Origin of the sequence: Microbacterium sp. A20 (assembly GCF_004794515.1) — a bacterium.
Classification (GTDB): domain Bacteria; phylum Actinomycetota; class Actinomycetes; order Actinomycetales; family Microbacteriaceae; genus Microbacterium.
Map to the genome: position 1 here is coordinate 29,101 of NZ_SSDF01000070.1, position 24,255 is coordinate 53,355.

The window sequence follows — 24,255 nt, forward strand, 5'->3', positions numbered from 1 at the left end:
GAAGGACCTGTTCGCGCAGGCGCTCCTTCATAGGGCGAGATCTCCTTCATTGCGTGCGGGTTCTTTGCGTGCCGGGGGTTCCGGGCGCAAGCCCCCTTCCGTGCGGATGCCTGCGGCGTAGCCTGTGCCCGTGGACGGGTTCGCGGCGGTCGACTTCGGGTTCGCGCGCGAGGTGCTGCAGCGGGGCATCGCGGCGCTGTACCTCGTCGCGTTCGTGTCGAGCCTGAACCAGTTCCGTCCGCTCCTGGGCGAGCACGGGCTGCTCCCGGCGCCAGCCCTCCTCGAGTGGGTCGGGCAGAAGGCGGAGCGGCGGCGGATGCTGCATCCGACCCTGTTCTCCCGCATCCGCTACACCGACCGCCGGCTCGTCGCGCTGTGTGCGGCTGGGATCGTGGTCGCGGCGCTTCTCGTCGTGGGTGTCCCGCAGTGGGGCCCGCTGTGGGTGCCGATGCTGTGCTTCCTGGCGCTGTGGCTCGGCTACATGTCGATCGTCAGTATCGGGCAGACCTTCTACTCCTTCGGCTGGGAAATGCTGCTGCTCGAGGCCGGGTTCCTCGCAGCTTTCCTCGGCTCGAACGACCAGCCGCCGCCCACGGTCGTGCTCGTGCTGTTCTGGTGGCTGGTGTTCCGGCTGGAGTTCGGCGCCGGGATGATCAAGATCCGCGGCGGACGCGAGTGGCGCGACCTGACGGCCCTCATGTATCACCACGAGACGCAGCCGATGCCGGGTCCGCTCAGTCGGCGGGCGCATCTGCTCCCGCGCTGGTTCCATCGCGGCGAGGTGGTGGGCAATCACTTCGCGCAGCTCGTGGTGCCGTTCTTCCTGTTCGCGCCGCTGCTGTCGCTGTGGGTGGATGGTCCGGTGCCGCAGATCGTCGGCGCGGTGGCGGCATCCGTCGTGATCCTGACACAGTTGTGGCTCGTGCTGACGGGCAACTTCGCGTGGCTGAACTGGGCGACGATGGTCATCGCGGTCTCGGCGATCGGGCTGCCGGGGGTGGGGTCGGCGGACGTCACGCCACTCACCGACGCGCCCTGGATACTCTCCGGCATCCCCCTGTACTGGGTCGTGATCACCTCGGCCGTGGGGCTGCTCTACGTCGTGGTGAGTGTGCCGGCGCTGCGGAACCTGTTCGCGCGGCGGCAGCTGATGAACGCGAGCTTCAACCGGTGGCAGCTCGCCAACGCCTACGGGGCCTTCGGCACGGTCACCAAGGAACGCATCGAGATCGTCGTCGAGGGCTCAGCCGATGAGGAAGGGGTGGAGTGGCGCGAGTACGAGTTCAAGGGCAAGCCCGGTGACGTGCGACGGATGCCGCGGCAGTTCGCGCCGTACCACCTGCGGCTCGACTGGCTGATGTGGTTCCTGCCGCTCGGGCACTCGTTCGACGACTGGTTCACCGCGTTCCTGGTGCGGTTGTTGGAGGCGGATGCTCCGACGCTCGCGCTGATCCGGGTCGATCCCTTCGACGGCGAGCGGCCGCGGTGGGTCCGGGCCGTTTCCTACCGCTACTGCTTCGCCACCCGCGCCGAGAAGCGCGCCGAGGGTGTGGTGTGGGTGCGGAGTCGTCGCCGCGTGGTGCTGGGGCCGTTCGGGCTGCGGTGACGGATCCCCCGGTTCAGGTCGCGTCCCCCGCTCCCGCCCTGTCCCCTCCGGCGCTCCCCCCCCGCTCCCGCAGTCCCGTTCCGGTCGCACTTTCTGCCGCGCCGGCGGCCTTTTGGCGACAGAAACTGCGACCGGAGCGGGAGGGGGACGGGCCGGGACGCCGTCAGAGCTCGGCGGTCACCAGGGGGTCGGGCTTCGCACGGGAGACCACGTCGGCAACCTCGACCTCGAAGCCGTTACGGACCCAGTACTCGTATCCGCCGAGCAGCTCCCGCACGTCGAGGCCGGCGGCGAGCAGCACGCGCGCGGTCGCCGTGGCACCGTTGCATCCCGGTCCCCACCCGTAGACGACGAGCGTGCGATCGCGCGGGAGTGTCGCGATCCCCGACGCGATCTCGGCCTTGGGCAGATGCACCGCACCGGCGATGTGACCGTGCTGCCAGGACTCCAGCCGTCGCGTGTCGACCAGCACGGCCTCACCCGCAGCCACGGCCTCGTGCGCCGCGACCGCGTCGATCTCATATGCCAGGCGCGCATCGACATAGGCGAGCCGCGCATCGAGATCGGTCATGGGCGTGGCGCCGCACCGAGGATCGCGGCCAACTGCGGCAGCTGGGCGGGGTCTTCGAGCGCCGAGCCGACGGCGACGACGTGCGCCCCCGCGTCGAGGTACTCACCCGCATTGGCCGCGTTCATGCCACCCGTCGTCACGAAGCGCGCCTGCGGGAAGGGGCCGTTCATCGCGGTGAGCCACTGCGGACCCAGCACCGAGGCGGGGAAGGCCTTGAGCCACGTGAGGCCTGCGGCGAGGGCGGACTGCACCTCGCTCGCCGTGGCGACGCCGGGAAGGCTCAGCAGCCCCGCCTCCTGCGAAGCACGCACGACGTCAAGGTCGAGACCCGGGCTGACCGTGAAGGATGCGCCGGCGGAGACCGCCTGGGCGACATGCTCGACCGACACCACGGTGCCCGCGCCGACGACCTTGCCGCGTTCGCGTCCGGCGGCGGCGACGACGCGCAGCGCCTCGACGTCGTCAGCGGTCTGGATGGGGAGTTCGACGACATCGATTCCGAGATCCCAGGCGGTGGTCGACACAGCGAGGCTGCGTTCCGCCCCCATGCCGCGGAGGATCGCCATCAGCCGCGTGCCGCCGAAGAGCTCGTCGAATCCGGAGTTGTCCATCGTCATCCCTGTTCCCGTCATCCCTGTTCCCGTCATCCCTGTGTGCGTCATCGTGTTCTGGCCTCGTCGAGGTAGGAGTATGCGGTCACGCGCGAGATGCCGAGCCGCTTCGCGATCGCCTCGACGGACTTGCGCATCTGTGTGGCACCGCGCTGATCCAACCGCTCCAGCACCGTGATCTTGTCGTCGCGGGTCATGCTCTCGAGCGGGCGGCCGATCTCGCGGATGGCCTCGGTGATCATCGAGTCCATCACCGAGACGAGGTCGGCGCCGAAGTGCTCTTTGGGAGCATCCGCGGGCACGGACGATGGCAGCAGGGCGTCGAGCGTCTGGCGGGCGAGCAGCAGCGGGCTGAGGTCGACGTTCACGCACAGCGACGCGATGATGTCACCCGCGCGGTTGTGGAAGTAGACCGAGGAGCAGCGGAGCTCCCGTCCGTCGCTCGTGTAGCCGGTGTAGCCGAAGGCGTCGTGGTTCCCCCGGCGGTCCTTCAGCACGTCCAGGCCGAGCGAGGTGGAGGGGCCGCCGACGGCTCGCCCGGTGACGTGCCCGTTCTCGATGGCCATGATCGTGTGGCCGAGGTCGACGTCGGTGCCGTCGAGGTTGTGGAGCACGACCTCGACGGTCGGTCCGGCCGCGGTGGCGAGGGCGCGCAGCACCGGTCGATAGAGGCGGAGGACCTCCTCGGCACTCTCGTACGTCTCTCGCGTGAGGTCGTCGGCGAGGGCCGCGACCGCGTTCTCTGCTGTCGTCGATGTCGGCATTCTGTGACTCCAATCCGGAGCAACGATACAGGCGTACGAAAAATACGAGAGATAGACAGATTGTCTATTTCGCTGTTAGTTTATCCACGCCCCAGACGATCCGTCGAGGCCGACTGCAACGGATGCGGTCGCGCATCCCCCCGAAGAAGGAGCCCCGGATGGCCACTGTCGCCTCATCTGGCCTGACCCCGAAGCAGCGCAAGACGATCGCCGGCGGGGCGATCGGAACGCTCATCGAGTACTACGACTACTACCTGTACGGCCTCGCGGCAGCTGTCGTCTTCCCCGCGGTGTTCTTCTCCTCGAACGATCCGCTGATCGCCGAGCTCAACTCGTTCGCGACGTTCGCCGTCGGGTTCTTCCTCCGCCCGGTCGGAGGGATCATCTGGGGGATCGTCGGTGACCGCAAGGGCCGCAAGGTCGTGCTGATGAGCACGGTCATCGGCATGGGCATCGCGACCACCGGCATCGGCCTCATCCCCTCCGACCAGGTGATCGGCATCGCCGCACCACTGCTGCTCGTGCTGTGCCGGCTCTTCCAGGGGTTCTTCGTCGGCGGCGAGATGGGCGGCGCGGCCACCATGGTCGTCGAAGCCGCACCGACGGGCAAGCGCGGGCTCTACGGCGCCTTCCTCATCAGCGGCGCGGGCATCGCCAACGTGGTGTCGGGCGGCCTGATGGCAGGACTCGGCCTCGCTCCCGAATCGTGGTTCCTGCAGTGGGGCTGGCGCATCCCGTTCGTCTTCTCGATCGTGCTCGCGATCGCCGCTGTGCTGCTGCGTCGTCAGCTCGAGGAGTCCGACGCGTTCACCGAGACCCAGACGCTGCTCCTCGCCGCCACCGGCAAGAAGCCCAACCCGCTCGTCGAAGCGTTCCGGCACCCGAAGAACGCGATCATGGGCATCCTGATCGGCCTCCCGCAGTCCATCGCCGGCTACGTGGTGCTCACCTACGGTCTCGCGTACATGCTGGCCGACAAGGACATCCCGGTGTGGTTCGGCTTCGCCGGCACCATGCTCGTGGGGTTGCTGCAGATCGTCGTCGCACCGCTATGGGGAGCGATCTCCGACCGCATCGGCCGACGCACCGTCTACATCATCGGCTGCCTCGGCTTCGCCGCCATGGTCTACCCGGCGTTCATGCTGTTCGACACGGGCAACATGTGGCTGATCTGGCTCGGACAGATCCTCGGCTTCGTCGTGTTCGGCGTGGCGATGCAGGCGACGCTCTCGACGATGCTGGTCGAGATGTTCGACCCGGAGGCGCGCACCACCGGTGTCAACATCGGGTACCAGTTCTCCAACACCTTCGGCGGTGGCCTCGCTCCGCTCATCTGCACGGCGCTGGTCGCGGCCGCGGGAGGTGCTTTCTGGCCGGTCGTCGTCTACGCCGCGGTGATCGCGGTGGTCGGTGTGATCGCCACACTGGTCGCGTCGATCCAGCCCGACGTCGAAGGTGCGGGACGTCTGCACGAAGTGCGCTCGACCGCTCCGGTCGAGGCGGGTGCCTCGCGATGACGATGGGGGATGCGGAACTCCTCACGGTTCGCGACAAGGGCCTGCCGCTGCGCGCGGCGGGCCTGACGGTGGAGGAATTCCTCGCCACGGGACCACGGCTCGATGAGTTCTGGACGCCGCTGATCGTGCTCGACGACGCCGCGATGAGGGCCAACGTCGCGACGATGGCACGGTGGTGCGCGGAGCGGGGTCTCGCCCTCATGCCCCACGGCAAGACCACCATGGCGCCCGCGCTATGGAAGCGGCAGACGGATGCCGGTGCGCTCGGGATCACGTTCGCGACCATGGGGCAGGTCCGCACCGCCCGCGACCTGGGCGTCGACTCGGTGATGCTCGCGAACGCCGCCGTCGATCGGCCTGCGCTGGCGTGGCTGGCGCAGGAGCTGGCTGATCCGGACTTCCGGTTCGTGAGCTGGGCCGACTCGATCGCGACGGTCGAGGCGATGGAGGAGGCCCTGCTCTCCACCGGCGCACCGCGTCCGGTCGATGTCTGCGTCGAGCTCGGTGGCGCGGGCGGTCGCACCGGCGCGCGCTCGATCGAGGAGGCGGTGCGCGTGGCTGAGCGCATCGCCGCATCCTCCGTGCTGCGCCTGGCCGGGGTGGCCGGATACGAGGGGAGCCTTGCGCACGATCGCTCCACCGCGGCGCTCGCCGCCGTCCGCGCGTACCTGGAGTCGCAGCTCGAGCTGCACGCCGCGATCGCGCCCCTCTACGACGACGGTGAGCTCTACGTGACCGCCGGTGGCAGCGCGTACTTCGACGTCGTCGCCGACGTCTGGGGTGCGGCCCCGCGAGACGACCGCACGCACTTCACGCTCCGCTCCGGCGCCTACATCGTGCACGACGACGGGTTCTACCGCGGCATCTCGCCGTTCGACGAGGGGGCCGCGCAGCCGGAGGGCTCCCCGCGATTCGTCAACGCGATGCACGGCATCGCCCGCGTCGTGTCGGCGCCCGAGCCGGGCCTTGCTCTCGTCGACGCCGGCAAGAGGGATCTGCCCTTCGACGAGGGGCTGCCGATCCCGCGCTCCTCGTCCACCGGCGTCTCCGGCCCCTGGCAGCCGCTGCAGGGCGAGGTCTCGGCGATGAACGATCAGCACTCGTACGTGCGGTCGGAGCAGGCTCTCGCGATCGGCTCGGTCGTGCGTCTCGGGCTGTCGCATCCCTGTACTGCCTTCGACAAGTGGCGCGTGCTGCCGGTCGTCGAATCCGCCGACTCGGATGTGGTCACGGGCCTCGTCCGCACCTACTTCTGAGGGGAGCAGTGATGAACCGGGTGATCCTCCGCGGCGGCTCCGTCGTCGACGCGACGGGCCTCGTGCGCGCCGACGTCGCGATCGAGGGAGAGCTCGTCACCGAGGTCGGGCATGTCGACGCCCGCCCCGGTGACGAGGTGATCGACGTCTCCGAGCGCCTGGTGCTTCCCGGCTTCATCGACGCGCACTCCCACGCCGACGGCCTGCTCAGCGACCCGGATGTCACACTGTCGCTGCTGCGGCAGGGCGTCACGACCGTGATCGCCGGACAGGACGGTGTGTCGTATGCGCCGGGCGACGGTTCGTACGCCTCCGAGTACTTCGCCGCGATCAACGGGACGCACCCCACCTACCGGGGCGGGGGCGTGGATGCGTACCTGGCATCCGTCGACGGAACCTCGCCGGTGAACGCGGGCTACCTCGTGCCGGCGGGCACCGTGCGCTTCGAGGTGTGCGGGCGCACGAGCGGCTCGGCATCCGACGAGGAGCGCCGCCGCATGCAGGAGCTGGTCGCGCAGGGGATGCACGACGGTGCCCTCGGTCTGTCGACCGGGCTCGACTACACGCCCGGCATCTTCCAGGACGCTGCGGAGATCGCCGCCCTCTGCGAGCCGGTCGCTCGGGCCGGAGGCGTGTACGTGACGCACATGCGCGGAGGGTACGAGGCGAACACCGCTGCCGGCACGGGCGAGATCGCCGAGATCGCGCGGCTGGCCGCCGAGCAGTCGGGATCGCCGCTGCCGGTGCACATCTCGCACTTCCACGCCGATGCCGACATCGTGCTCGATCAGCTCGACGCGCTGGATGCCGCCGGGGTGGATGCGACCTTCGACGCGTACCCCTATACCCGCGGGTGCACGCTGCTGGGCATGCCGCTGCTCCCGCCCGAGGTGTCGGCGCTGCCCGTTGCCGAGGCGGTCGCCGTGATCGCGGATCCGTCGCGCCGCGCCGAGCTGCGCGCGCTGTGCACCCTGCGGGCGGAGACGAGTGCGAGCCTCGGTCCGGAGTGGGCCGACATGATCACCCTCGCCCACCTCGCCGCCCCCGAACTGGCCTGGGCGCACGGGCTCACGCTGCGCGAGGCCGCCGCGCGCGCGGGCGTCGCCCCGATCGACTTCGCGCTCGACGCGCTCGCCGCATCCCGTCTGGAGTGCAGCGCCGTCATGGCCGTACGCAGCCCTCGCTCGGGCGTCGAGCTCGCCCGCATCTTCCACCACCCCGCGCACATGGGCGGCTCCGACGGGATCTTCATCGGCGCCCATCCGCATCCGCGTGCTGCCGGTTCGTTCTCGCTGTTCCTCCGCGAGTTCGTGCGCGAGCGGGCGACGTGGACCTGGGCGGATGCCGTGCACCACCTGTCGGCCCTGCCTGCCCGACGGTTCGGGGTCGGACGCCGCGGCACCGTCGAAGCGGGCGCGGTGGCCGACCTCGTGATCGTGGACCCGGCGACGGTCGCCGACACCGCCACCTACGAGAGCCCGCGCGGACGCGGAGCCGGTATCGACGATGTGTTCGTCGCCGGCATCCGCGTTCTCGCCGACGGTGAGCGCACCGATGCCCTGCCGGGTCGGGGCCTGCGCCGTTCACCACAGACCTGAGTCGTCAACGAAAGGAAAGAAAGATGCCGAAGACCGGATTCTACGCAGACGGGGCACCCACGCCCGCCGGACCCTACAGCCACGGAGTGGTCGCCAACGGATTCCTGTACACCGCGGGTTTCGGCCCGCAGGACGCGGCGAATGACCACGCCGTCCCCGAGAGCGTGGGCGATCAGACCCGCCAGGTGCTCCGGAACATCCAGAAGGTGCTCGCCGTGCACGGGCTGACCACGGACGACGTCGTGAAGTCGACCGTGCACCTGCAGGACCTCGCCGATTTCGCCGAGTTCAACGAGGCCTACGAGGAGTTCTTCACCGCGCCGTACCCCGTGCGCACCACCGTGGGCTCGCAGCTGGCGAACATCCTGGTCGAGATCGACGTCGTCGCGGCGCTGCCCCAGGCCTGACGCCGCGTCCTCGACGCGGGTGCGACCCGCGTCGCCCGCATGATGCGAAGGAGATCTCACGCTTCGAAGGAGCCTTTTCACAAACAGCTCCTTCAAAGCGTGAGATCTCCTTCATAACGTGCGGCTCGCATCAGGTGACGCCCTCGATCCCGCGTGATCTGTCCGTCCGGGCGGAATCCTCCGCGTCGGGAGGAGTATCCCCGCGAGAGTCTCCTCCCGTCACGGAGTTCTCCGCCCTACACGTGGCGCCGATCCCCTACACGTGGCGCTGACCCCCGACGCGTGGCGCCGACCCCCTACACGTTGCGCGAAACCCTCGCCGAACCCTCGCCGAGCGCGGCGAAACGCCCCGGCCGGGTCGAGTGACCCGGTCGGAGCGTCCCGTCTCGCTGGGTGAAGATCAGCTGACCTTCTTCCGGTAGGAGATGATCGCGAACACGTAGGCGACCACGAGGATGCCGACGCACCAGGCGAGGGCGACCCAGATGTCGTTGCCGACGGGCTGTTCGGCGAACAGCGCCTGGATGGTGTTGACGATCGAGGTGACCGGCTGGTTGTCGGCGAACCACTGCACCGGAGCCGGCATGGTGTCGGTCGGCACGAAGGCCGAGCTGATGAACGGCAGGAAGATCAGCGGGTAGGAGAAGGCGCTCGCGCCGTCGACCGTCTTGGCGTTCAGGCCCGCGATGATCGCCAGCCAGGTGAGAGCCAGGGTGAACAGCATCAGGATGCCGATCACTCCGAGCCAGGCCCAGAAGCTCGCTCCGGTGCGGAAGCCCATGAGGAATCCGACGCCGAAGATGATCGCCAGGGTGATGGCGTTCGCCGTCAGAGACGTGAGCACGTGGGCCCACAGCACGCTCGATCGGGCGATCGGCATGGAGTGGAACCTCTCGAAGATCCCGCTCTGCATGTCGGTGAACAACCGGAACGCCGTGTAGGCGATGCCGGATGCGATCGCGATGAGCAGGATGCCGGGGAGCAGGTAGTTCACGTAGTTGTCGGTGCCGGTGCTCTGCTGGAGTGCACCGCCGAAGACGTACACGAACAGGAGCATCAGCGCGATCGGGGTGACCGCCGTGGTGATGATCGTGTCGGGGCTGCGGAAGATGTGCCGCATGGAGCGGCCGGTGAGTGTCGCCGTATCGGCGGCGAAGTGCGTGCTCATGCTGCGTTCTCCTTTCCAGGCTGGGTCCCTGAGCCCGTCGAAGGGCGGGGGCCGATGAGGGTGAGGAAGATCTCCTCGAGGGTGGGCTGCTTCTCGACGTACTCGACCTTGGCGGCCGGAAGCAGGCGCTTGAGACCTGCGAGCGTGTCGTTGGCGATGATGCGGCCTTCGTGCAGGATCGCGATGCGGTCGGCCAGCTGCTCCGCCTCGTCGAGGTACTGCGTGGTGAGCAGCACCGTGGTTCCGGTGTTCGCGAGTTCCTTGACCACGTCCCACACCTCGATGCGGGCTTCGGGGTCGAGGCCGGTGGTCGGCTCGTCGAGGTAGATGACCTCGGGGTGTCCGACCAGGCTCATCGCGATGTCGAGCCGGCGACGCATGCCGCCGGAGTAGGTGCCGACCTTGCGGGCACCGGCATCCGTCAGGCGGAACTTCGCCAGCAGGTCGTCGGCGACCTGCCCGGCGTCGGACAGGTGCCGCAGCTTCGCGACCAGCACGAGGTTCTCGCGACCGGTCAGGATCTCGTCGACGGCCGCGAACTGCCCGGTGAGGCTGATGCGCTCACGGACGCCGACCGGGTCGGCGGCGACATCCACGCCCTGCACGGTCGCCGTGCCGGCGTCCGACTTCAGCAGGGTGGAGAGGATGCGCACCATGGTGGTCTTGCCGGCGCCGTTCGAGCCGAGGAGGGCGAAGATGCTGCCCTTCTCGACCTCGAAGTCGACGCCGCGCAGCACATGCAGATCCTTGTACGACTTCTCGATGCCGCGCACCGAGATGGCGGGGTTCGTCATGACTCGTTCTCCTTCTTCTTCGCGTCGTCGAACGCCTTGATGAGGCGTGCGCGCTCCTTGTCGATCCACTGGCGTCCGCCGTACGCGGCGGCGTAGTTCTCGGCGAACTCCACGGGGTCGTCGCCGACGATCGCGGAGACCGGGGTGCCGTCGAGCGCTGCGCGCTCCCACATGTCGGCGATGTCGAGGAACATCTTCACGATGGTGTCGCCGTCGGTGATGCCGCCGTAGTACATGTTGTAGCGCTGCTGGGCCTTCGCGACCTCGCGGTACGGCTCGGGCAGAGCGTTGATGCGGGCCTGCGCCTGCTTGTAGAGCTTCTTCTCTTCGAGTGATCCGGTGATCGCTTCGATCCACTTCGCGGCCATGGTCAGTTCTCCTTGTTCTCGGTGTTGCGCTTTTCCAGCTGTTCGATGTGCGTCTTGAGGAAGCTCCAGGTGGTCCAGAACTCCTCGAGCTCCTGCCGGCCCTGTGCGTTGAGTGTGTACACCTTGCGGGGCGGACCCTTCTCGCTCGGAACCTTCGCGACGTCGACGAGGTTCTTCTGCTCGATGCGCACGAGGAGTGCGTAGATCGTGCCCTCGGCGATGTCGGTGAAGCCGTGGTCTCGGATGCGTGTGGTGATCTCGTACCCGTATGCCGGCTGCTCGGCGAGGAGGGCCAGGACGATGCCCTCCAGAGTGCCCTTGAGCATCTCGGTCATCTGCTTGCCCATCAGGTCCTCCTTTCGTTTCGGTTGGTACTCAGTGTTGCTGGGTACCGGTACAAAGTAACACTGAGTACCGGTACTTAGCAACACCGAATACCAAACTTTTTTTTGAGGCGGATGCCGAGACCCCGGGTACGCGTCGAGACCCCGCCCTGCGCGCGACGGCAGGGCGGGGTCTCGACGCCAGGGCGGGGTCTCGGCGAACGGCCCGCGGCGAACGAGCGTGCTGCTACGAGCACCAGAGCGGATGCCGGTCAGGTGCGCAGATACGCCAGCACGGCCAGCACGCGCCGGTGCCCGCTGTCGCTGGAGGCGAGCCCGAGCTTGCCGAAGATGTTGCCGATGTGCTTGCTCACAGCCGTCTCGGTGACGAAGAGCCGCCCGGCGATGGTGCCGTTGTCGAGGCCCTCGGCCATGAGCCCGAGCACCTCGCGCTCCCGCGGGGTGAGCGTCTGCACCGGATCGTCGGCGCGACGGCGGCTCATCAGCTGCGAGATGACCTCGGGGTCCATGACCGTGCCGCCGGCGGCCACGCGGTTGAGGGCGTCGATGAACGAGGCCACCTTGCCCACCCGCTCCTTGAGCAGGTAGCCGAGGCCATCGGCCCCGGCCGCGAGGAGTTCACCGGCGTAGCGGTCTTCGACATAGGCCGACAGCACCAGCACGGGGAAGCCGGGTCGGCGGGCACGGGCCTCGGCTGCGGCCTTGAGTCCCTCGCTCGTGAAGGTGGGCGGCATCCGCACGTCGACCACCGCGGCATCCGCCTCGTCGAGTCGCTCCAGGAAGCCCTCGGCGTTGTCGACCGCGGCCACCACGTCGAAGCCCTCGCTGCGCAGCAGCAGTGCCAGGCCCTCGCGAAGGAGGGTGTCGTCTTCGGCGATCACGATCCGCATGGCAGCTCCGCTCTCAGGGTGGTGGGTCCGCCGGCGGGGCTCGACAGCTCCAGCGTGCCCTCGAAGGCTTCGATGCGACGGCGGATGCCGGCGACCCCGCCGCCCGGACGCTCCACGGCTCCGCCCACCCCGTCGTCCTCGACCGTGATGAGCAGCACCTCGCCCGCGCGCGCGACTTCGACGGTCGCCCGCGTCGCCGCGCTGTACTTGCTGACGTTCGTGAGGGCTTCGGCCACGACGAAGTAGCTGGCGGACTCGACGGCTGCCGGCACGCGTCCGACGTCAGCGGCCTCGATCGTGCAGGGCACGACGCTGCGTCCGGCGAGCGAGGCGAGAGCGCCTTCCAACCCGAGCTCGTCGAGGATCGGCGGATAGATGTCGTGCACGGTGCGGCGGAGTCCGGCCAGCGCATCGGTCGCGGCATCCTGCGCTCGCCGCAGCGGTTCGAGCACGTCGCCCCCGGTCTCCTGCGCACGCTCGGCGATCCCGAGCATCATCACCACATTCACCAGACGGTTCTGCGCGCCGTCGTGCAGGTCGCGCTCGATGCGCCGGAGCTCGGCGGCATGCGCGTCGAGAGCGGCGGCACGGCTGAGGGTCAGGGCGTCGACCCGGGCGGCGAGGCGCGACTTCTCGGGCGTCGCGAGCAGCTGGGCGGAGACGAAGGACACCAGGCGAGCGACGGCCGGGATGAGGAAGACGGCGAGGATCCCGTACGCCAGAGCTACGAGCGGCATGGTCGCCGCGAGCTCCCACGAGGTGACCGGATACACGGCGCTCACGGGGTCGTCGGCGGGCGCGAACTGCCAGTAGTAGGTGATGGCGAGCGCGTTGACCGCCGCGACCGGGAGCGAGATCGTCAGCAGCGTGAGGAACAGCACCGGGATCCCCTGCACCGCCAGCCACAGCACGTCGCGACCCGTGGCACGCGAGAACGCGAAGCGCAGACGGTCGTCGATGGTGGATGCCGGCGGGAGCACGTGGCCGATCGGCGCCAGCTCCTCGCCGCGGTAGGCGCCGACGCGACGGCGGCTCAGGTCGGTCCACCCGTGCAGGCCCCGCACGGCCTCGGGCATGAGGAGCACACCGCCGGTGATGATCATGAGCGGGAGCAGCGCGATCCCGAGGCTGAGGAACACCACGGATGCGATCGAGACACCGGCTTCGATCGCCAGGTATCCCCACGCGCGCAGCCAGCGTCGCATCCGTCCGTCCTTCACTCTCACAGTCTGCCGGAGCGGTCGCAGCGGCACGGTATAGCCAGCACCAGCATCGATGCGGCAGCGGGCGGGATGGGATGCCGGATCGGCCGTCCCTAGCGTCGAATCATGACCCCCACACCACTCGCCCCCGCCGTCGAAGCGGGCACCTCCGAAGCGCTGCGCCTGCAGTCCGTCGCCAAGACCTACGGTTCCGGCGCCAGCCGCGTCACCGCCCTTCGCGGCGTGAACCTCGCCATCGCGAAGGGCACCTTCACCGCGATCATGGGCCCTTCCGGCTCGGGCAAGAGCACGCTGCTGCACAGTGCAGCCGGACTCGACCGGCCGAGCAGCGGCACCGTTCACCTCGGCGGAACCGAGATCTCGAGTCTGAAGGCCCGTCAGCTCACGGCCTTCCGACGCGACCACGTGGGCTTCGTGTTCCAGGCGTACAACCTGCTGCCGGCCCTGAACGTCGAAGACAACATCACGCTCCCCCTGCGCCTCGGCGGTCGGAGTCTCGAGGCGCGCTGGCTCGACTTCCTGCTCGACGCGGTGGGGCTCACGGAGTTCCGTCACCGGCGCCCCACCGAGCTCTCCGGAGGCCAGCAGCAGCGGGTGGCGATCGCACGCGCCCTCATCACGCGCCCGCACGTGGTGTTCGGCGACGAGCCGACCGGCGCCCTCGATTCCCGCTCGGGCAAGCAGGTGCTCGACCTGCTCGCGCACACGGCGCGTGAGCTGAACCAGACCGTCGTGGTCGTGACGCACGATCCCGTGGTGGCCTCGCACGCCGATCGGGTGATCTTCCTCGCCGACGGCGCCTTCGCGGGATACCTCGACGGCGCCGACCCGGCGCAGATCAACGACCGCATGAGCGCATTGGGGGAGTGGTGATGTCGGGGCCGCTCACGCTGGGCCGCCTCGTCCGGGCGGATCTCCGTCACCATCGCGGCAGCTTCGCCGGAGTCGCGGTCGCGGTGCTCGTCGCGAGCGCGCTGGTGACGGGTCTGGGAGTACTCGTCGAATCCGGGATGCGCGGCGGGCTCGCGCCGGAGCGCTATGCCGCGGTCGACGTCGTCGTGGGTGCGCCGCAGCAGGTGGATGTGCCGGAGGACCTCCCCGTCCCCCTGCGGGAGCGCGCGGCGCTGCCCGCCGATGCGGCGCGTGACATCGCCGGGCTGCCGGGCGTCGACCGCGTCGTGGCCGACGTGACGGTGCCGCTCGCTCTGCAGGGCGCAGGTACGGATGCGGATGCGGCGTCCGTCGTCGTCGAGGCGCACCCGTGGGAGGCCACGGCGCTGACCGGTTTCGAGCTGCGCGAAGGGCGCGAGCCCACGGCTGCCGATGAGGTCGTCGTCTCCGCCGGCAGCGGGCACGCCGTGGGAGACACGCTCGTGCTGGCCCACGGCGGCGTGCCGTCGGAGTACCGCGTGGTCGGCGAGGTCGCCGCTCCTGTGGCGCCCGAGCGGAGTGCGCATGCGTTCCTCACGAAGCAGCGCATCGGTCAGCTCGATCCGCACGGCGGTGCCGCCCAGGCGCTGGGTGTGTTCGTCGCCGGGGGCGACCCCGAGCAGACGGCCACCGCGATCCGCGATGCCTTCCCCGACCTGGTCGCCCGCACGGGAGATGCCCGCGGCGACGTGGAGTTCCTGGACTCGGGGGCGGCGCGTTCGATGCTCGTCGCCATCGGCAGCGCCTTCGTCGGCACGTGCATCCTCGTGGCGATGTTCATCGTGGCGGGCACGTTGTCGCTGTCGGTGCAGTCGCGTCGACGTGACTATGCGCTGCTGCGCGCCGTCGGTGCGAGTCCGTCCCAGGTGCATTCGCTCGTGGCCCGAGAGGTGCTGTGGGTGGCTGCGGTCGCCGCGGTGCTGGGCATCGCGCCGGGATACCTGCTGTCGACCGTGCTGCAGTCGGCGTTCGTCACCGGAGGCGTCATCCCGGGCGACTTCGCCCTCGCGTTCAGCCCGCTTCCCGCGGTCGGCGCGGTGCTGCTCGTGCTCGCCTCCGCCTGGGGTGCGGCCCGTATCGCGGCCTCGAGGGTCGCGAAGCTCGACCCGGTCGAGGCGCTGCGCGAGTCGGCCACCGGCGCTCCGCAGATCGGTCTGACTCGCATCATCATCGGCATCGTGCTGGCCGCGGCGGGCATCTCGGTGTCGACGGTGCCGCTCGTGGTGCGCGGGCAGATCGCGGCGGGCGCCGCGGCCGGGGCGGCGATGCTGCTCATCATCGCGCTCGCCGTGCTCGGTCCGTGGCTCGTGTCGCTGAGCGTGCGCCTGATCGGATCGGTGCTGCGGCGGATGTCGTCCGCGGGCTTCCTGGCTTCGGCGAACGCCACGGCGAACAGCAGGCGCCTGGCCTCGGCGATCCTGCCGATCGCTCTCGGCATCGGGCTGGGACTCGTGCAGATCGGAGCCCCGTCGATCATCGCGGCCGAGGCGGCGACGCAGGCCAGTGCCGGCGTCATCGCCGATCTGCGGGTGTCGGCGCCGACCGGGCTCTCCCCCGAGGGGGTCGAGGCGATCCGCGAGACCCCGGGTGTGACCGAGGCGTCGGGCATCGCGCTCAGCGCGGCGGTGGTCGATTCCCACGACTTTGAGGGGAAGCTCCAGCGCGAGGAGCACGTGCTCCAGGGCATCGATCCGGAGCGAACCGGGAAGAGCCTCGACCTGCGCGTGCGCGAGGGGTCGCTCGCCGACCTCGACGGCGCCACGACGGTCGCCGTGAGCACGGATGCCGCCCAGAGCCTCGGGCTCGACATCGGCGGCACGGTCTCCGGTCACCTCGGCGACGGTTCGCCGTGGGAGGCGACGGTCGTCGCGGTGTACGAGCGCGGTCTCGGGTTCGGCGACCTGACGATGGCTGCTGATGACGTCAGGGCGCACACCACGGCCGGCCTCGATGCGTTCGCGCTCGCGACGGTCGAGTCGGAGGCCCTCGACGAGGTCCGTGCGACTCTGACCGAGCGCGGCTTCGTCGTGAGCGACGGGTCGGGTCAGGAGGCCGCGGGTGCGGGTGCGCAGTCGCAGCAGGGTTGGGTGAACCTCATCGCGCTGCTGGTGATCCTCGGCTACATCGCGATCGCCGTGATCAACACGCTCGTGATGGCGACGGGGGAGCGCTCGCGGGAGTTCGCGCTCATGCAGCTGATCGGCTCGTCCCGCGGACAGGTGCGCTCGATGATGCGGATCGAAGCGGTGCTGGTGGCCGTGATCGGCATGGTGTTCGGTGTCGTGGTCGCGATCCCTCCGCTCATCGGGGTGAGCATGGGCATCTCGGGTCAGCCGATTCCCGTGCTGCCGGTGCTCGGCTCGCTGGCGATCATCGGCGCGATGGGCGCCCTGGCGCTCGTGGCGCTGTGGGCGGGAACCACCGCAGCCATGCGCACCCGCCCGATCGACGAGATCGGGTCGCGGCAGTAACGCCCGCCGAGACCCCGGGTTCGCGCCGAGACCCCCCGCTTCCGCCGACAGGAGCCCGGGGTCTCGGCGGCAGCCCGGGGTCTCGGCGGCACGCCTGCAACTTCGGGTCAGTGATCCCGCGGGCGACCCCGCCGACCGAGCTGTCGCCACGGCGCGGCGAGCCGCGACCAGACGGACGGCTCCCGCTCCGCTTCCGGAGCGGCGGGCAGCGCCACGGCGAACTGCACGAACTCCTCCGCCCCGTGATGCACCACCCGGTACAGCGCGGTGCCGATCAGCACGCCGAGGGCGATCGACATGATCGAGGTGAGCGCGGCCGTGAAGTCGGCGAGCCCGTTGTCGGTCGCGAACGCCTCGGTGAGGCCCACGAGCCCCGCGGCGCCCGGCACGAGCAGCCAGAACGCCGGGAGGAAGGTGAGCTGCGACGGAGCACCGTGACGCAGTCCGGCGATCCAGAACACGACCGGCGTCACAGCGACCGCCCCCACGAAGCCGCCGATCGTGGGGTCGATGAACTCGGTGCCGCCCCACTGCCCGACGTACGCGACCACCAGCGCGAGGAGCACCCATCCGAACGTCGAGGCGGGGGCGGAGAAGTGCAGGTAGTTGCCGAGCGCGAACACGAGGACGCCGAGCATGCCGACCCACCAGGGGAGGAAGGAGGAGGCGGCGAGCGGCTCGTACGACCGGGAATCGACCCCGACGACCGCGCCGGCGGCGAGGATGCCGAAGGCCAGCAGTGCGAGCTGCACGAATCCGTAGACCAGCCGTGCGGCCCCGGAGATCATCTGCCCGGCGGCGAGCTCGACGGTGGCGGTGGTGAGGACGCCTCCGGGGAGGAACGTCACCAGCGGCGCGATCAGCAGCCGGATGGGGTCGCCGATCTCGATCACCTCCGCGAGGAGGAAGACTGCGCCCGCGCACACGAAGGCGGCCGCGATCGGCAGGATCAGCTGCAGCGTCGGGGAGCGGACGAGCTTGAGCAGACCGATGCCGAAGCCGAGCACGAACGCGACGATCACGCCCTGCCAGGTCGGTGCCAGCAGCAGCGCGAGACCGGCGGTGAGCACGCCGTGTCCGAGAGTGCGGGTGAACCACCCCAGTCGCGGCCGCATCGCCCCGATCTCGTTCAGCCGGCGGATGCCGTCGAGCGGGGGGACGGCGCCGGTCCGCGCCTCCCCGATCAGGTCGTACAGCGCCGCGATCTGATCGAAGCGGAACGAGGCGTTGGTCGCCGAGCGGATGGCGACCCTGGACTCATCCGACTCGCCGGTCTCGACGAGGATGATCGTCGGCAGCACCACGAAGTCGGTGTCGTCGCCGCCGTACGCCCTCGCGATGTCGGTGAGGGTGTCGCGGATGCGGTCGACGGACTCCGCCGAGGCGTTCATCCCCTGCGCCAGTCCGAGTAGGAACTGGCGGAGCGCCGACCGGTCGACGGTATCGGTCATGTCAGCTGATCAGGAACGAGAGGCCGACTCCGACGATGATGGCGACTCCCACGTACACGAGGTTCGGCAGCTGGAACGAGTGGTCGAAGACGTACTTGCCCATCTTCGTCGTGCCGGTCTGGTCGAAGGCGACGGTCGCGACCTGGCTGCCGTTGGCCGGCAGGGTGTAGATGCCCATCGTCGCCGGCCACAGTCCCACCAGCAGCGGGGCCGGGAGTCCGATCGTGATGCCGATCGGGACGATCGCGTTGGTCGCGCTCGACTGGCTGGTGGTGAGCATCGCGACCGCGAACAGCGCCATCGCGAACAGCAGCGCTCCGAGGAATGCCGAGGATCCGGAGACCACCGATCCGAGGCCGTCGACGATGAGCGTCTGGTTCGCCGCGACGAAGGTGTTGGCGAGCCACGCGATACCGAAGAGGGCGATCGCACCGACGATGCCGGCGGGGAACGTGGGCTGCTTGGGGACGTCGGCGGCCTTGACCTTGCAGAACACGAAGATCAGCGCGGCGATGATGCCCATCGTGACCTCGATGATGACCGTGACGCTGAGGCGCACCGGGTCGCCGGCGTCGTCGGTGCCGATCACGGGTCGCAGTCCCTCGAACAGGCCGAAGAACACGATCACGCCGACGCCGATGAGGAAGAGCGTGGCCGAGAGCACCGCGGTCTTCGGCAGCTTGTTCTCGTGCGCGTCGACCTGCGGCGGCTTGATCTGTCCCTCGGTCAGACGGCGCTGGAACTCCGGGTCGTCTTCGAGGTCCTTGCCGTGGCGCATCATGACGAGCGCGGCGACGAAGAGCCCGGCGATCGAGGCCGGCCACATGATCAGCAGCAGTTGGCCGAGGTCGACGCCCTGCGGGGCGAGCAGCACGACCATCGAGGCGGTCGCGGCCGAGACGGGCGAGCAGAGGATGCCGACCTGCGAGGCGACGGCCGAGACCGACAGTGCGCGCTCGGGGCGGATCTTCTGCTGGTACGAGACGTCGTAGATCACGGGCAGCAGCGGGTAGAAGATGTTTCCCGTGCCGGCGCCGACCGTGAAGAGGAACGACATCGCGGGGGCGAGGAACACGACGGATTTCGGCTTGCGCCGGATCACTTTCGCCGCGACCGACACCATCCAGTCGATGCCGCCGGCCGCCTGCATGGTGGATGCCGCGGTGATGACCGTGATGACGATGAACACCGCATCCACCGGGGCGTTGCCCGGGGCTTCGCCGAACACGAAGATGAGCACGGCCACGCCGACCAGGCCCCAGACGCCGAGACCGATCCCGCTCGTGCGGGTGCCCATGTAGATCGCACCGATGACGACGATCAGCTGCGCGATGAGGATCCACACGTTGTCGTTCATGACGAAGGTCCCTTCACGATCGGGGCGTTCCCGGTGAGCACGGTCGTCGGCAGCTTCGTCTCGACGATCTTCCCGTCGATCGCTTCGACCCGGAGCGCGAGAGCATCCTCGACCGGGCTGATCGCGGTGACGAACTCGGAGTTCTCGAAGTGCAACGACTGCAGGTTGCCGACCGCGTATCCGGTGGAGAGCTCGCCGCTCAGCAGCGAGGCGTGGAAGAGGGGACGGCGCTGGTCCTCGGCGTCGTAGTGCGGGCAGAAGCTCCCGTGCAGGAAGCCGAGTCCTTCGGGCAGCACCTGCAGGGTCGGGCCGTAGCTGTCGGTCGTGCCGCCCTCGAACCAGCAGATGCCGCCGGCGCTGCCCCCGGTGAACACGACGTTCGAGTCGGGGTCCTCCCACATCTCCCGCATGATCTCGTCGAGGCCCTGGCGCTTCCAGACGTCGAGCATGTTCGCGGTGTTGCCGCCGCCGACGTGGATCACGTCGAAGCCCTTCACGAAGCCGGCCAGGTCGTCCACCGCCCGATGGAACAGCGGGAGATGGTGCGGCGCGCACCGGTCCGAGTCGTAGGTCGAATAGAAGCTCAGGATGTAGGCGGCGTCGTCGCCGGTCGCCGTGCCGACGAAGAGGACCCGGGGTCGCTCCTTGCCGGTCAGCTCGAGGATGTAATCGTGCGTCGGGTCGTTCCGACGCTCCATCATGGCCTTCCCGGCCCCTGTTGCCACCACGTGAGACATGCCCCCACCTCTCCGACGACTGCGAATGCGCTCAACCTAGTCGTGCGCACAGCCCGTCGTCCAGAGTGCTTTCACCCCGGGCGGGCGACCTGGCGGACGGGTGCTCAGCCGTTGACGCGTGCGGTGGCGACGAGACCTTCGAGGAGGGCGTGCGTGCGCGCCCGAGGTCCGTCGGGGCGGATGCCGAGGACGTTCGCGAGTTCGAGTGCCAGCGCGGCGTGGCCGGTGGCGCTCGGGTGGAACGGGTCGTTCATCAGCCCCCACGGCACGCCGCCCGCGCCGAGCTCGGCGAATCGCGCGAACTGGTCGACGAGGATCACGTCCTCGCTCGCGGCGACCTCGCGCACGGCCTGGGCGAACTCGCCGATCCGCGCCCGCTCCGGGGCGTTGCGGGTGTCGATAGCCGGCGGGGTCTGCAGCACGGGGATCGCCCCGAGTGCGCGCACCCGCGCCACGAAGTCCCGCAGTGAGCCCGCGTAGTCCGCCGCCGAGATCACCTCGCGGGGTCCGCCGTCGGAGGCGTCGTTCGTGCCGATCATGAGGGTGACCACATCCGGCTGCCAGGACGCGACGCGGCGGTCCCAGTCGCCGAGGAGATCGACGATGCGGTTGCCGCTGATCGCCGTGTTGAGCACGATGTCGCGCACGCGCTCGAGCTCGCCGCGGATCAGCTCGTGCAGGTGCTCCGGATAGCTGCGACCGCCCTGGGTGTGCACGAGGCCGTGCGTGATCGAGTCGCCCGTGATGATCCAGTTCAGCGGAGCCGGATCGGCCAGTGCGGCGGCGAGGCGGCGAAGGTCGGCGGCAGCGGATGCGGGAGCGGGGGATTCGGCGTTCGACACGGCTCCGAGCCTATCGGCGGAGCGGCTCCCGTCGACGAATGCCGGAACGTCGATATACGCACCCGGATTCACGCGGTCGACGGACGCGGTGACACGTACTGTCGGTGCGGACCCACCGGCAACCACTCATCACGTCGGCCACGGGAAGCCTCCCGGGGGCCGATCGAGGTACCCATGAACAAGTGCTCGACACCATCCGCATCCGCCCACCTGCCGACATCTTCGGTGATGGTCGTGTTCGGAACCCGCCCCGAGATCGTCAAGCTCGCCCCGCTGGTCCGCAGCCTCGGCGACGCTGCCTACGTCGTCCATACCGGTCAGCACTACGACCGCGACATGTCGGCCGTGTTCCTGAAGTCCTGCGGGATCACGCGGGTGCACCGCCAGCTTCGGATGGGCGGGCTCCCGCGGGCGGCGCAGATCGGCCGCGGGGCCGAGCAGATCGCCGAGACCATCGCCCAGGTCGAGCCGAGCTACGTCGTCGTGCAGGGAGACACGAACGCCACGATCGCCGCCGCCCTCGCGGCGAACGCCTCGGGTGTGCGGCTCGGCCACGTCGAAGCAGGGCTCCGCGCCAACGATCGCCGGATGCCCGAGGAGCACAACCGGATCATGGTCGACCACATCGCCGACGACCTGTTCGCGGCGACCCTGGCGAACCGCGCCAACCTGCTCGCGGAGGGCATCGACGAGGAGCGCATCCTCGTCACGGGGAACCCGGTGGTCGAAGCCGTCCGCACGCAGCGCGCCGCCGCCGGATCCGACGTCGACGAGCTGGAGCGTCTCGGTCTCGAGCCCGAGACGTACGTGCTCGCCACGCTGCATCGGCAGGAGAACGTCGATTCGCCGGACAACCTCCTCGCGACGCTGCATGCGTTCAACGAGATCGCCGCGTCGGGGTGGCCGGTCGTCTTCCCGGTGCACCCGCGGACGCGCGCGATGCTGACGGCCCTCGGCGCGGAACACCTGCTCGATGCGCTGATCGCCGAGGAGCCGTATACCTACGAGCGGTTCCTCGCTCTCGCCTCGCACGCCGCGGTGCTGGTCTCCGACTCCGGCGGCATCCAGGAGGAGGCCACGGTGCTCGGACGACCGGTGCTCGTCGTCCGCGACTCGACCGAGCGACCGGAGGCGCTGGGATCCTTCACCCGGCTGGTCACCCCGCAGACCCTCGCGGGAGAGACCTCCGCACTGCTCTCGACGGTCACCCGCACCCTCGCCGACCTCGATGCCCTCCCGTCGCCGTTCGGCGACGGCCACGCCACGGAGCGCATCGCCGAGCACATCCGCGCCGCGGTCGCCGGCGCGCGCGACGAGAGCGCATGATGCATCCTCGGCTGTCCGCTGCTGTTCGAGGTCGCGATGCTCGTCGCCGCTAGCGCCATATCGTTCATCGTCACGCTGACGTTCCTCGTCTACGTGTTCATGATCATCGTTCCCTTCCTGCGCCGCACGCCGGACCCCGATGGTCGCGTGGATGCCTTCGCGTGGCACATCTTCGTGCCCTGCCGAGATGAGGAGGTCGTCATCTCGCGAACCATCCGGATGCTCCGCTCCACGGTGCCGGAGGCGCACGTCTGGGTGATCGACGACGACAGCGACGATCGCACCGCGTCGATCGTCGGAGCCGCCGCAGAGGCGGACTCCTTCGTGCACCTCGTCCAGCGCCGGCGCCCCGACGCGAGGACCGGCAAAGGGGATGCGCTCAACGCGGCGTACTTCGCGCTGAACGCGTTCCTCCCCGCCGACACCGACCGCTCGCGCGTCGTCGTGTGCGTCGTGGATGCCGATGGCGAAGTGGCCGAGAACATCCTCCGCAAGGCCGCCTCGCCCCACGCGTTCGGGGACCCCGAGGTGGGGGCGGCGCAGGTCACCGTCTACATGAAGAACCGAGACGATCGGCGCCCCGTCCCGGATGCCGGGTGGGCCCGCAACACCTTCGGACGATTCCTCATCCGGATGCAGGACCTCGAGTTCCGCGGACCGATCGCCGCGATCCAATCCCTCCGTGGCTGGACCGAGACCGTCGGGCTCGGCGGCAACGGCCAGTTCACGCGCCTCTCGGTTCTGGACGACATCGCCGCGAGATCGGACAGGCCGTGGCACGGTTCTCTTCTGGAGGACTACGAGCTGGGGATCCACGTGCTGCTCGCGGGGCACAAGAACCGTCACCTTCACGACACGTACGTCGCTCAGGAGGCGCTGCACGACTTCCGGCGGTTCACGGTCCAGCGCACGCGCTGGGCGCAGGGGAACATGCAGTGCATCCGCTACATCCCCGAGATCGTCCGATCTCCGATGCTCACGAACGCCGGTATTCTCGAGATCTGCTACTACCTGCTTCTCCCGGTCTTCCAGGTGGTGGCCAGCCTCGCTGCGGTGACCCTGGTCGTCGGGGCGATCGTGGGAGTGGTCTCCGGGGCCTTCGCGCTCCCCTGGGGCATCCTGCCCGTCCTCGGCATCCTCTTCCTCCTGTTCGGCATCGGGCCCTTCTTCATCTGGGGGCCGCTCTACCGCCGGTACAGCGAGCCCGACGCCGGATTCTGGACGGGGGTCCTCTGGGGATTCGGGATGTGGGTGTACGACTACTACGTCTATCTGACGGGTGCCCGCGCTCTCTACCGGATCGTCCGCGGCCGGAACGGGTGGGCGAAGACCCGCCGCAACGCGGAGATCGATGTGGCCGGTCCGATCGCGAAGGACGCCTGATGCCACGCACCGCTTCCCCGTCTCCCACCGTTCGCGTCAGGACTCCTCGCCGCTCCTCGTTCGCGATGAAGCTGCGGCTGATCGCGGGAGCGGGGTTGATCGCCGCCGCTGTCGTGCTCGTCTTCCTCGAGGCGCAGGTCGTCTTTCTCGAAACGGAAGTCGCCCGCTTCTGGCTGCCCGTGATCGGCGCGGGCGCGCTCGACGCCGCGATCGAATCCCCGGTGGCTTTCCTCGCGGCGCCGCTGTGGGTGCTCGGGGGTGTGATCCTGGCAGCGACGCGCGTGAGTGGGCGCCGAGTGTGCATGTCGGTGGTGCTCTCCACGCTGCTGATCCTGGTGACGAATCAGCTGCGGCTCGGCGTCGTCGCGTGGGGAGCGGAGGCGGCGGGATCCGCTGAGGGCTACGAGGTCGCGCTGCGGCTGGGCGGGTCCGTGCTGAGCATCCTCGGGTTCAGTGCCGCCTATCTGCTGTTCGTGATCGTGATCGCCGACCTGCCGCTGTTCGGCCGGAGGCGGACTCCGTCGGCCGGAACTCCTGCGGTACGGTGGGCGGGTGAGCCCTGAGTCGGATAGACGCTAGATCGCGGGTGTGAGCGCACGTCGTGCGCTCCCCGCATCCTCGTCGACCTCACTCACCCGCCG

Annotated in this window: 23 protein-coding genes; 10 read left to right on the plus strand and 13 right to left on the minus strand. The window is 69.4% G+C overall.

What is annotated here, in order from left to right:
- The first annotated feature begins 130 nt into the window (after positions 1-130).
- Positions 131-1,606 (plus strand): lipase maturation factor family protein, encoded by a 1,476-nt coding sequence (locus tag DW298_RS07065; protein WP_136041745.1) that lies wholly within the window; start codon positions 131-133, stop codon positions 1,604-1,606.
- A 163-nt stretch (positions 1,607-1,769) separates the two neighbouring features.
- Here the strand turns inward: DW298_RS07065 and DW298_RS07070 are convergent, their stop codons facing one another.
- The 3 genes from DW298_RS07070 to DW298_RS07080 are packed head-to-tail and all read right to left on the minus strand — an operon-like array spanning position 1,770 to position 3,552.
- Positions 1,770-2,177, minus strand: a complete 408-nt coding sequence (locus DW298_RS07070; RefSeq protein WP_136041746.1) for a rhodanese-like domain-containing protein — start codon at positions 2,175-2,177, stop codon at positions 1,770-1,772.
- On the minus strand, positions 2,174-2,839 hold the full coding sequence (locus tag DW298_RS07075; RefSeq protein ID WP_240745046.1) for a bifunctional 4-hydroxy-2-oxoglutarate aldolase/2-dehydro-3-deoxy-phosphogluconate aldolase: 666 nt from the start codon (positions 2,837-2,839) through the stop codon (positions 2,174-2,176). Before DW298_RS07075 ends, DW298_RS07070 begins: the two co-directional genes overlap by 4 nt.
- On the minus strand, positions 2,836-3,552 hold the full coding sequence (locus DW298_RS07080; protein WP_136041748.1) for a PAS domain-containing protein: 717 nt from the start codon (positions 3,550-3,552) through the stop codon (positions 2,836-2,838). The genes DW298_RS07075 and DW298_RS07080 overlap by 4 nt, the downstream gene beginning before the upstream one ends.
- A 158-nt stretch (positions 3,553-3,710) precedes the next feature.
- Between DW298_RS07080 and DW298_RS07085 the strand changes: the two genes are divergently transcribed.
- Genes DW298_RS07085 through DW298_RS07100 form a run of 4 tightly spaced genes read left to right on the plus strand, consistent with a single transcriptional unit; the run spans position 3,711 to position 8,330 of the window.
- A complete protein-coding gene (locus DW298_RS07085; protein ID WP_136041749.1) occupies positions 3,711-5,069 on the plus strand; it encodes an MFS transporter in 1,359 nt (452 codons plus the stop codon).
- Positions 5,066-6,325: an alanine racemase gene (locus DW298_RS07090; protein WP_168429483.1), complete on the plus strand. Its 1,260-nt coding sequence runs from the start codon at positions 5,066-5,068 to the stop codon at positions 6,323-6,325. The genes DW298_RS07085 and DW298_RS07090 overlap by 4 nt, the downstream gene beginning before the upstream one ends.
- 11 nt (positions 6,326-6,336) lie before the next feature.
- A complete protein-coding gene (locus DW298_RS07095; RefSeq protein WP_136041750.1) occupies positions 6,337-7,923 on the plus strand; it encodes an amidohydrolase family protein in 1,587 nt (528 codons plus the stop codon).
- Positions 7,924-7,946: 23 nt separating this feature from the next.
- The gene (locus DW298_RS07100; RefSeq protein ID WP_105527066.1) at positions 7,947-8,330 is read left to right on the plus strand and encodes a RidA family protein; all 384 of its coding nucleotides are present in this window, start codon (positions 7,947-7,949) and stop codon (positions 8,328-8,330) included.
- A gap of 400 nt (positions 8,331-8,730) precedes the next feature.
- On the opposite strand, the gene DW298_RS07105 is transcribed toward DW298_RS07100, so the two are convergent.
- From DW298_RS07105 to DW298_RS07130, 6 genes are all read right to left on the minus strand, one after another.
- On the minus strand, positions 8,731-9,498 hold the full coding sequence (locus tag DW298_RS07105; RefSeq protein WP_105722791.1) for an ABC transporter permease: 768 nt from the start codon (positions 9,496-9,498) through the stop codon (positions 8,731-8,733).
- Positions 9,495-10,292 (minus strand): ATP-binding cassette domain-containing protein, encoded by a 798-nt coding sequence (locus DW298_RS07110; RefSeq protein ID WP_136041751.1) that lies wholly within the window; start codon positions 10,290-10,292, stop codon positions 9,495-9,497. Before DW298_RS07110 ends, DW298_RS07105 begins: the two co-directional genes overlap by 4 nt.
- Complete coding sequence (locus DW298_RS07115) at positions 10,289-10,660, minus strand: DUF1048 domain-containing protein (RefSeq protein ID WP_136041752.1); 372 nt, start codon at positions 10,658-10,660, stop codon at positions 10,289-10,291. The genes DW298_RS07110 and DW298_RS07115 overlap by 4 nt, the downstream gene beginning before the upstream one ends.
- Positions 10,661-10,662: 2 nt before the next feature.
- On the minus strand, positions 10,663-11,007 hold the full coding sequence (locus tag DW298_RS07120; RefSeq protein ID WP_136041753.1) for a PadR family transcriptional regulator: 345 nt from the start codon (positions 11,005-11,007) through the stop codon (positions 10,663-10,665).
- Positions 11,008-11,255: 248 nt separating this feature from the next.
- Entirely contained in the window at positions 11,256-11,894 is a 639-nt protein-coding gene (locus DW298_RS07125; protein WP_029263193.1) for a response regulator transcription factor, read from the minus strand.
- The gene (locus tag DW298_RS07130; protein WP_136041754.1) at positions 11,882-13,099 is read right to left on the minus strand and encodes a sensor domain-containing protein; all 1,218 of its coding nucleotides are present in this window, start codon (positions 13,097-13,099) and stop codon (positions 11,882-11,884) included. Before DW298_RS07130 ends, DW298_RS07125 begins: the two co-directional genes overlap by 13 nt.
- Before the next feature lie 123 nt (positions 13,100-13,222).
- On the opposite strand from DW298_RS07130, the gene DW298_RS07135 reads away from it, so the two are divergent.
- Both DW298_RS07135 and DW298_RS07140 read left to right on the plus strand, forming a co-directional pair.
- Complete coding sequence (locus DW298_RS07135) at positions 13,223-13,990, plus strand: ABC transporter ATP-binding protein (RefSeq protein ID WP_136041755.1); 768 nt, start codon at positions 13,223-13,225, stop codon at positions 13,988-13,990.
- Positions 13,990-16,518, plus strand: a complete 2,529-nt coding sequence (locus DW298_RS07140; RefSeq protein ID WP_136041756.1) for an ABC transporter permease — start codon at positions 13,990-13,992, stop codon at positions 16,516-16,518. Before DW298_RS07135 ends, DW298_RS07140 begins: the two co-directional genes overlap by 1 nt.
- A gap of 107 nt (positions 16,519-16,625) precedes the next feature.
- Here DW298_RS07140 and DW298_RS07145 read toward each other — a convergent pair whose 3' ends face one another.
- The 4 genes from DW298_RS07145 to DW298_RS07160 form a co-directional block, all read right to left on the minus strand.
- A complete protein-coding gene (locus DW298_RS07145; protein ID WP_136041757.1) occupies positions 16,626-17,969 on the minus strand; it encodes a threonine/serine exporter family protein in 1,344 nt (447 codons plus the stop codon).
- A 1-nt stretch (position 17,970) separates the two neighbouring features.
- Positions 17,971-19,326: an anaerobic C4-dicarboxylate transporter family protein gene (locus tag DW298_RS07150; protein WP_136041758.1), complete on the minus strand. Its 1,356-nt coding sequence runs from the start codon at positions 19,324-19,326 to the stop codon at positions 17,971-17,973.
- The gene (locus DW298_RS07155; protein ID WP_136041759.1) at positions 19,323-20,063 is read right to left on the minus strand and encodes a peptidase E; all 741 of its coding nucleotides are present in this window, start codon (positions 20,061-20,063) and stop codon (positions 19,323-19,325) included. The genes DW298_RS07150 and DW298_RS07155 overlap by 4 nt, the downstream gene beginning before the upstream one ends.
- Before the next feature lie 104 nt (positions 20,064-20,167).
- Positions 20,168-20,905, minus strand: coding sequence for an SGNH/GDSL hydrolase family protein (locus DW298_RS07160; protein ID WP_136041760.1), 738 nt, complete (start codon positions 20,903-20,905; stop codon positions 20,168-20,170).
- Between the two features lie 174 nt (positions 20,906-21,079).
- Between DW298_RS07160 and wecB the strand changes: the two genes are divergently transcribed.
- The 3 genes from wecB to DW298_RS07175 are packed head-to-tail and all read left to right on the plus strand — an operon-like array spanning position 21,080 to position 24,177.
- Positions 21,080-22,231: a UDP-N-acetylglucosamine 2-epimerase (non-hydrolyzing) gene (gene wecB, locus DW298_RS07165; protein ID WP_136041761.1), complete on the plus strand. Its 1,152-nt coding sequence runs from the start codon at positions 21,080-21,082 to the stop codon at positions 22,229-22,231.
- Between the two features lie 36 nt (positions 22,232-22,267).
- The gene (locus DW298_RS07170) at positions 22,268-23,614 is read left to right on the plus strand and encodes a glycosyltransferase (protein ID WP_136041762.1); all 1,347 of its coding nucleotides are present in this window, start codon (positions 22,268-22,270) and stop codon (positions 23,612-23,614) included.
- Entirely contained in the window at positions 23,614-24,177 is a 564-nt protein-coding gene (locus DW298_RS07175) for a hypothetical protein (protein ID WP_136041763.1), read from the plus strand. Before DW298_RS07170 ends, DW298_RS07175 begins: the two co-directional genes overlap by 1 nt.
- The last annotated feature ends 78 nt before the right edge of the window (positions 24,178-24,255 follow it).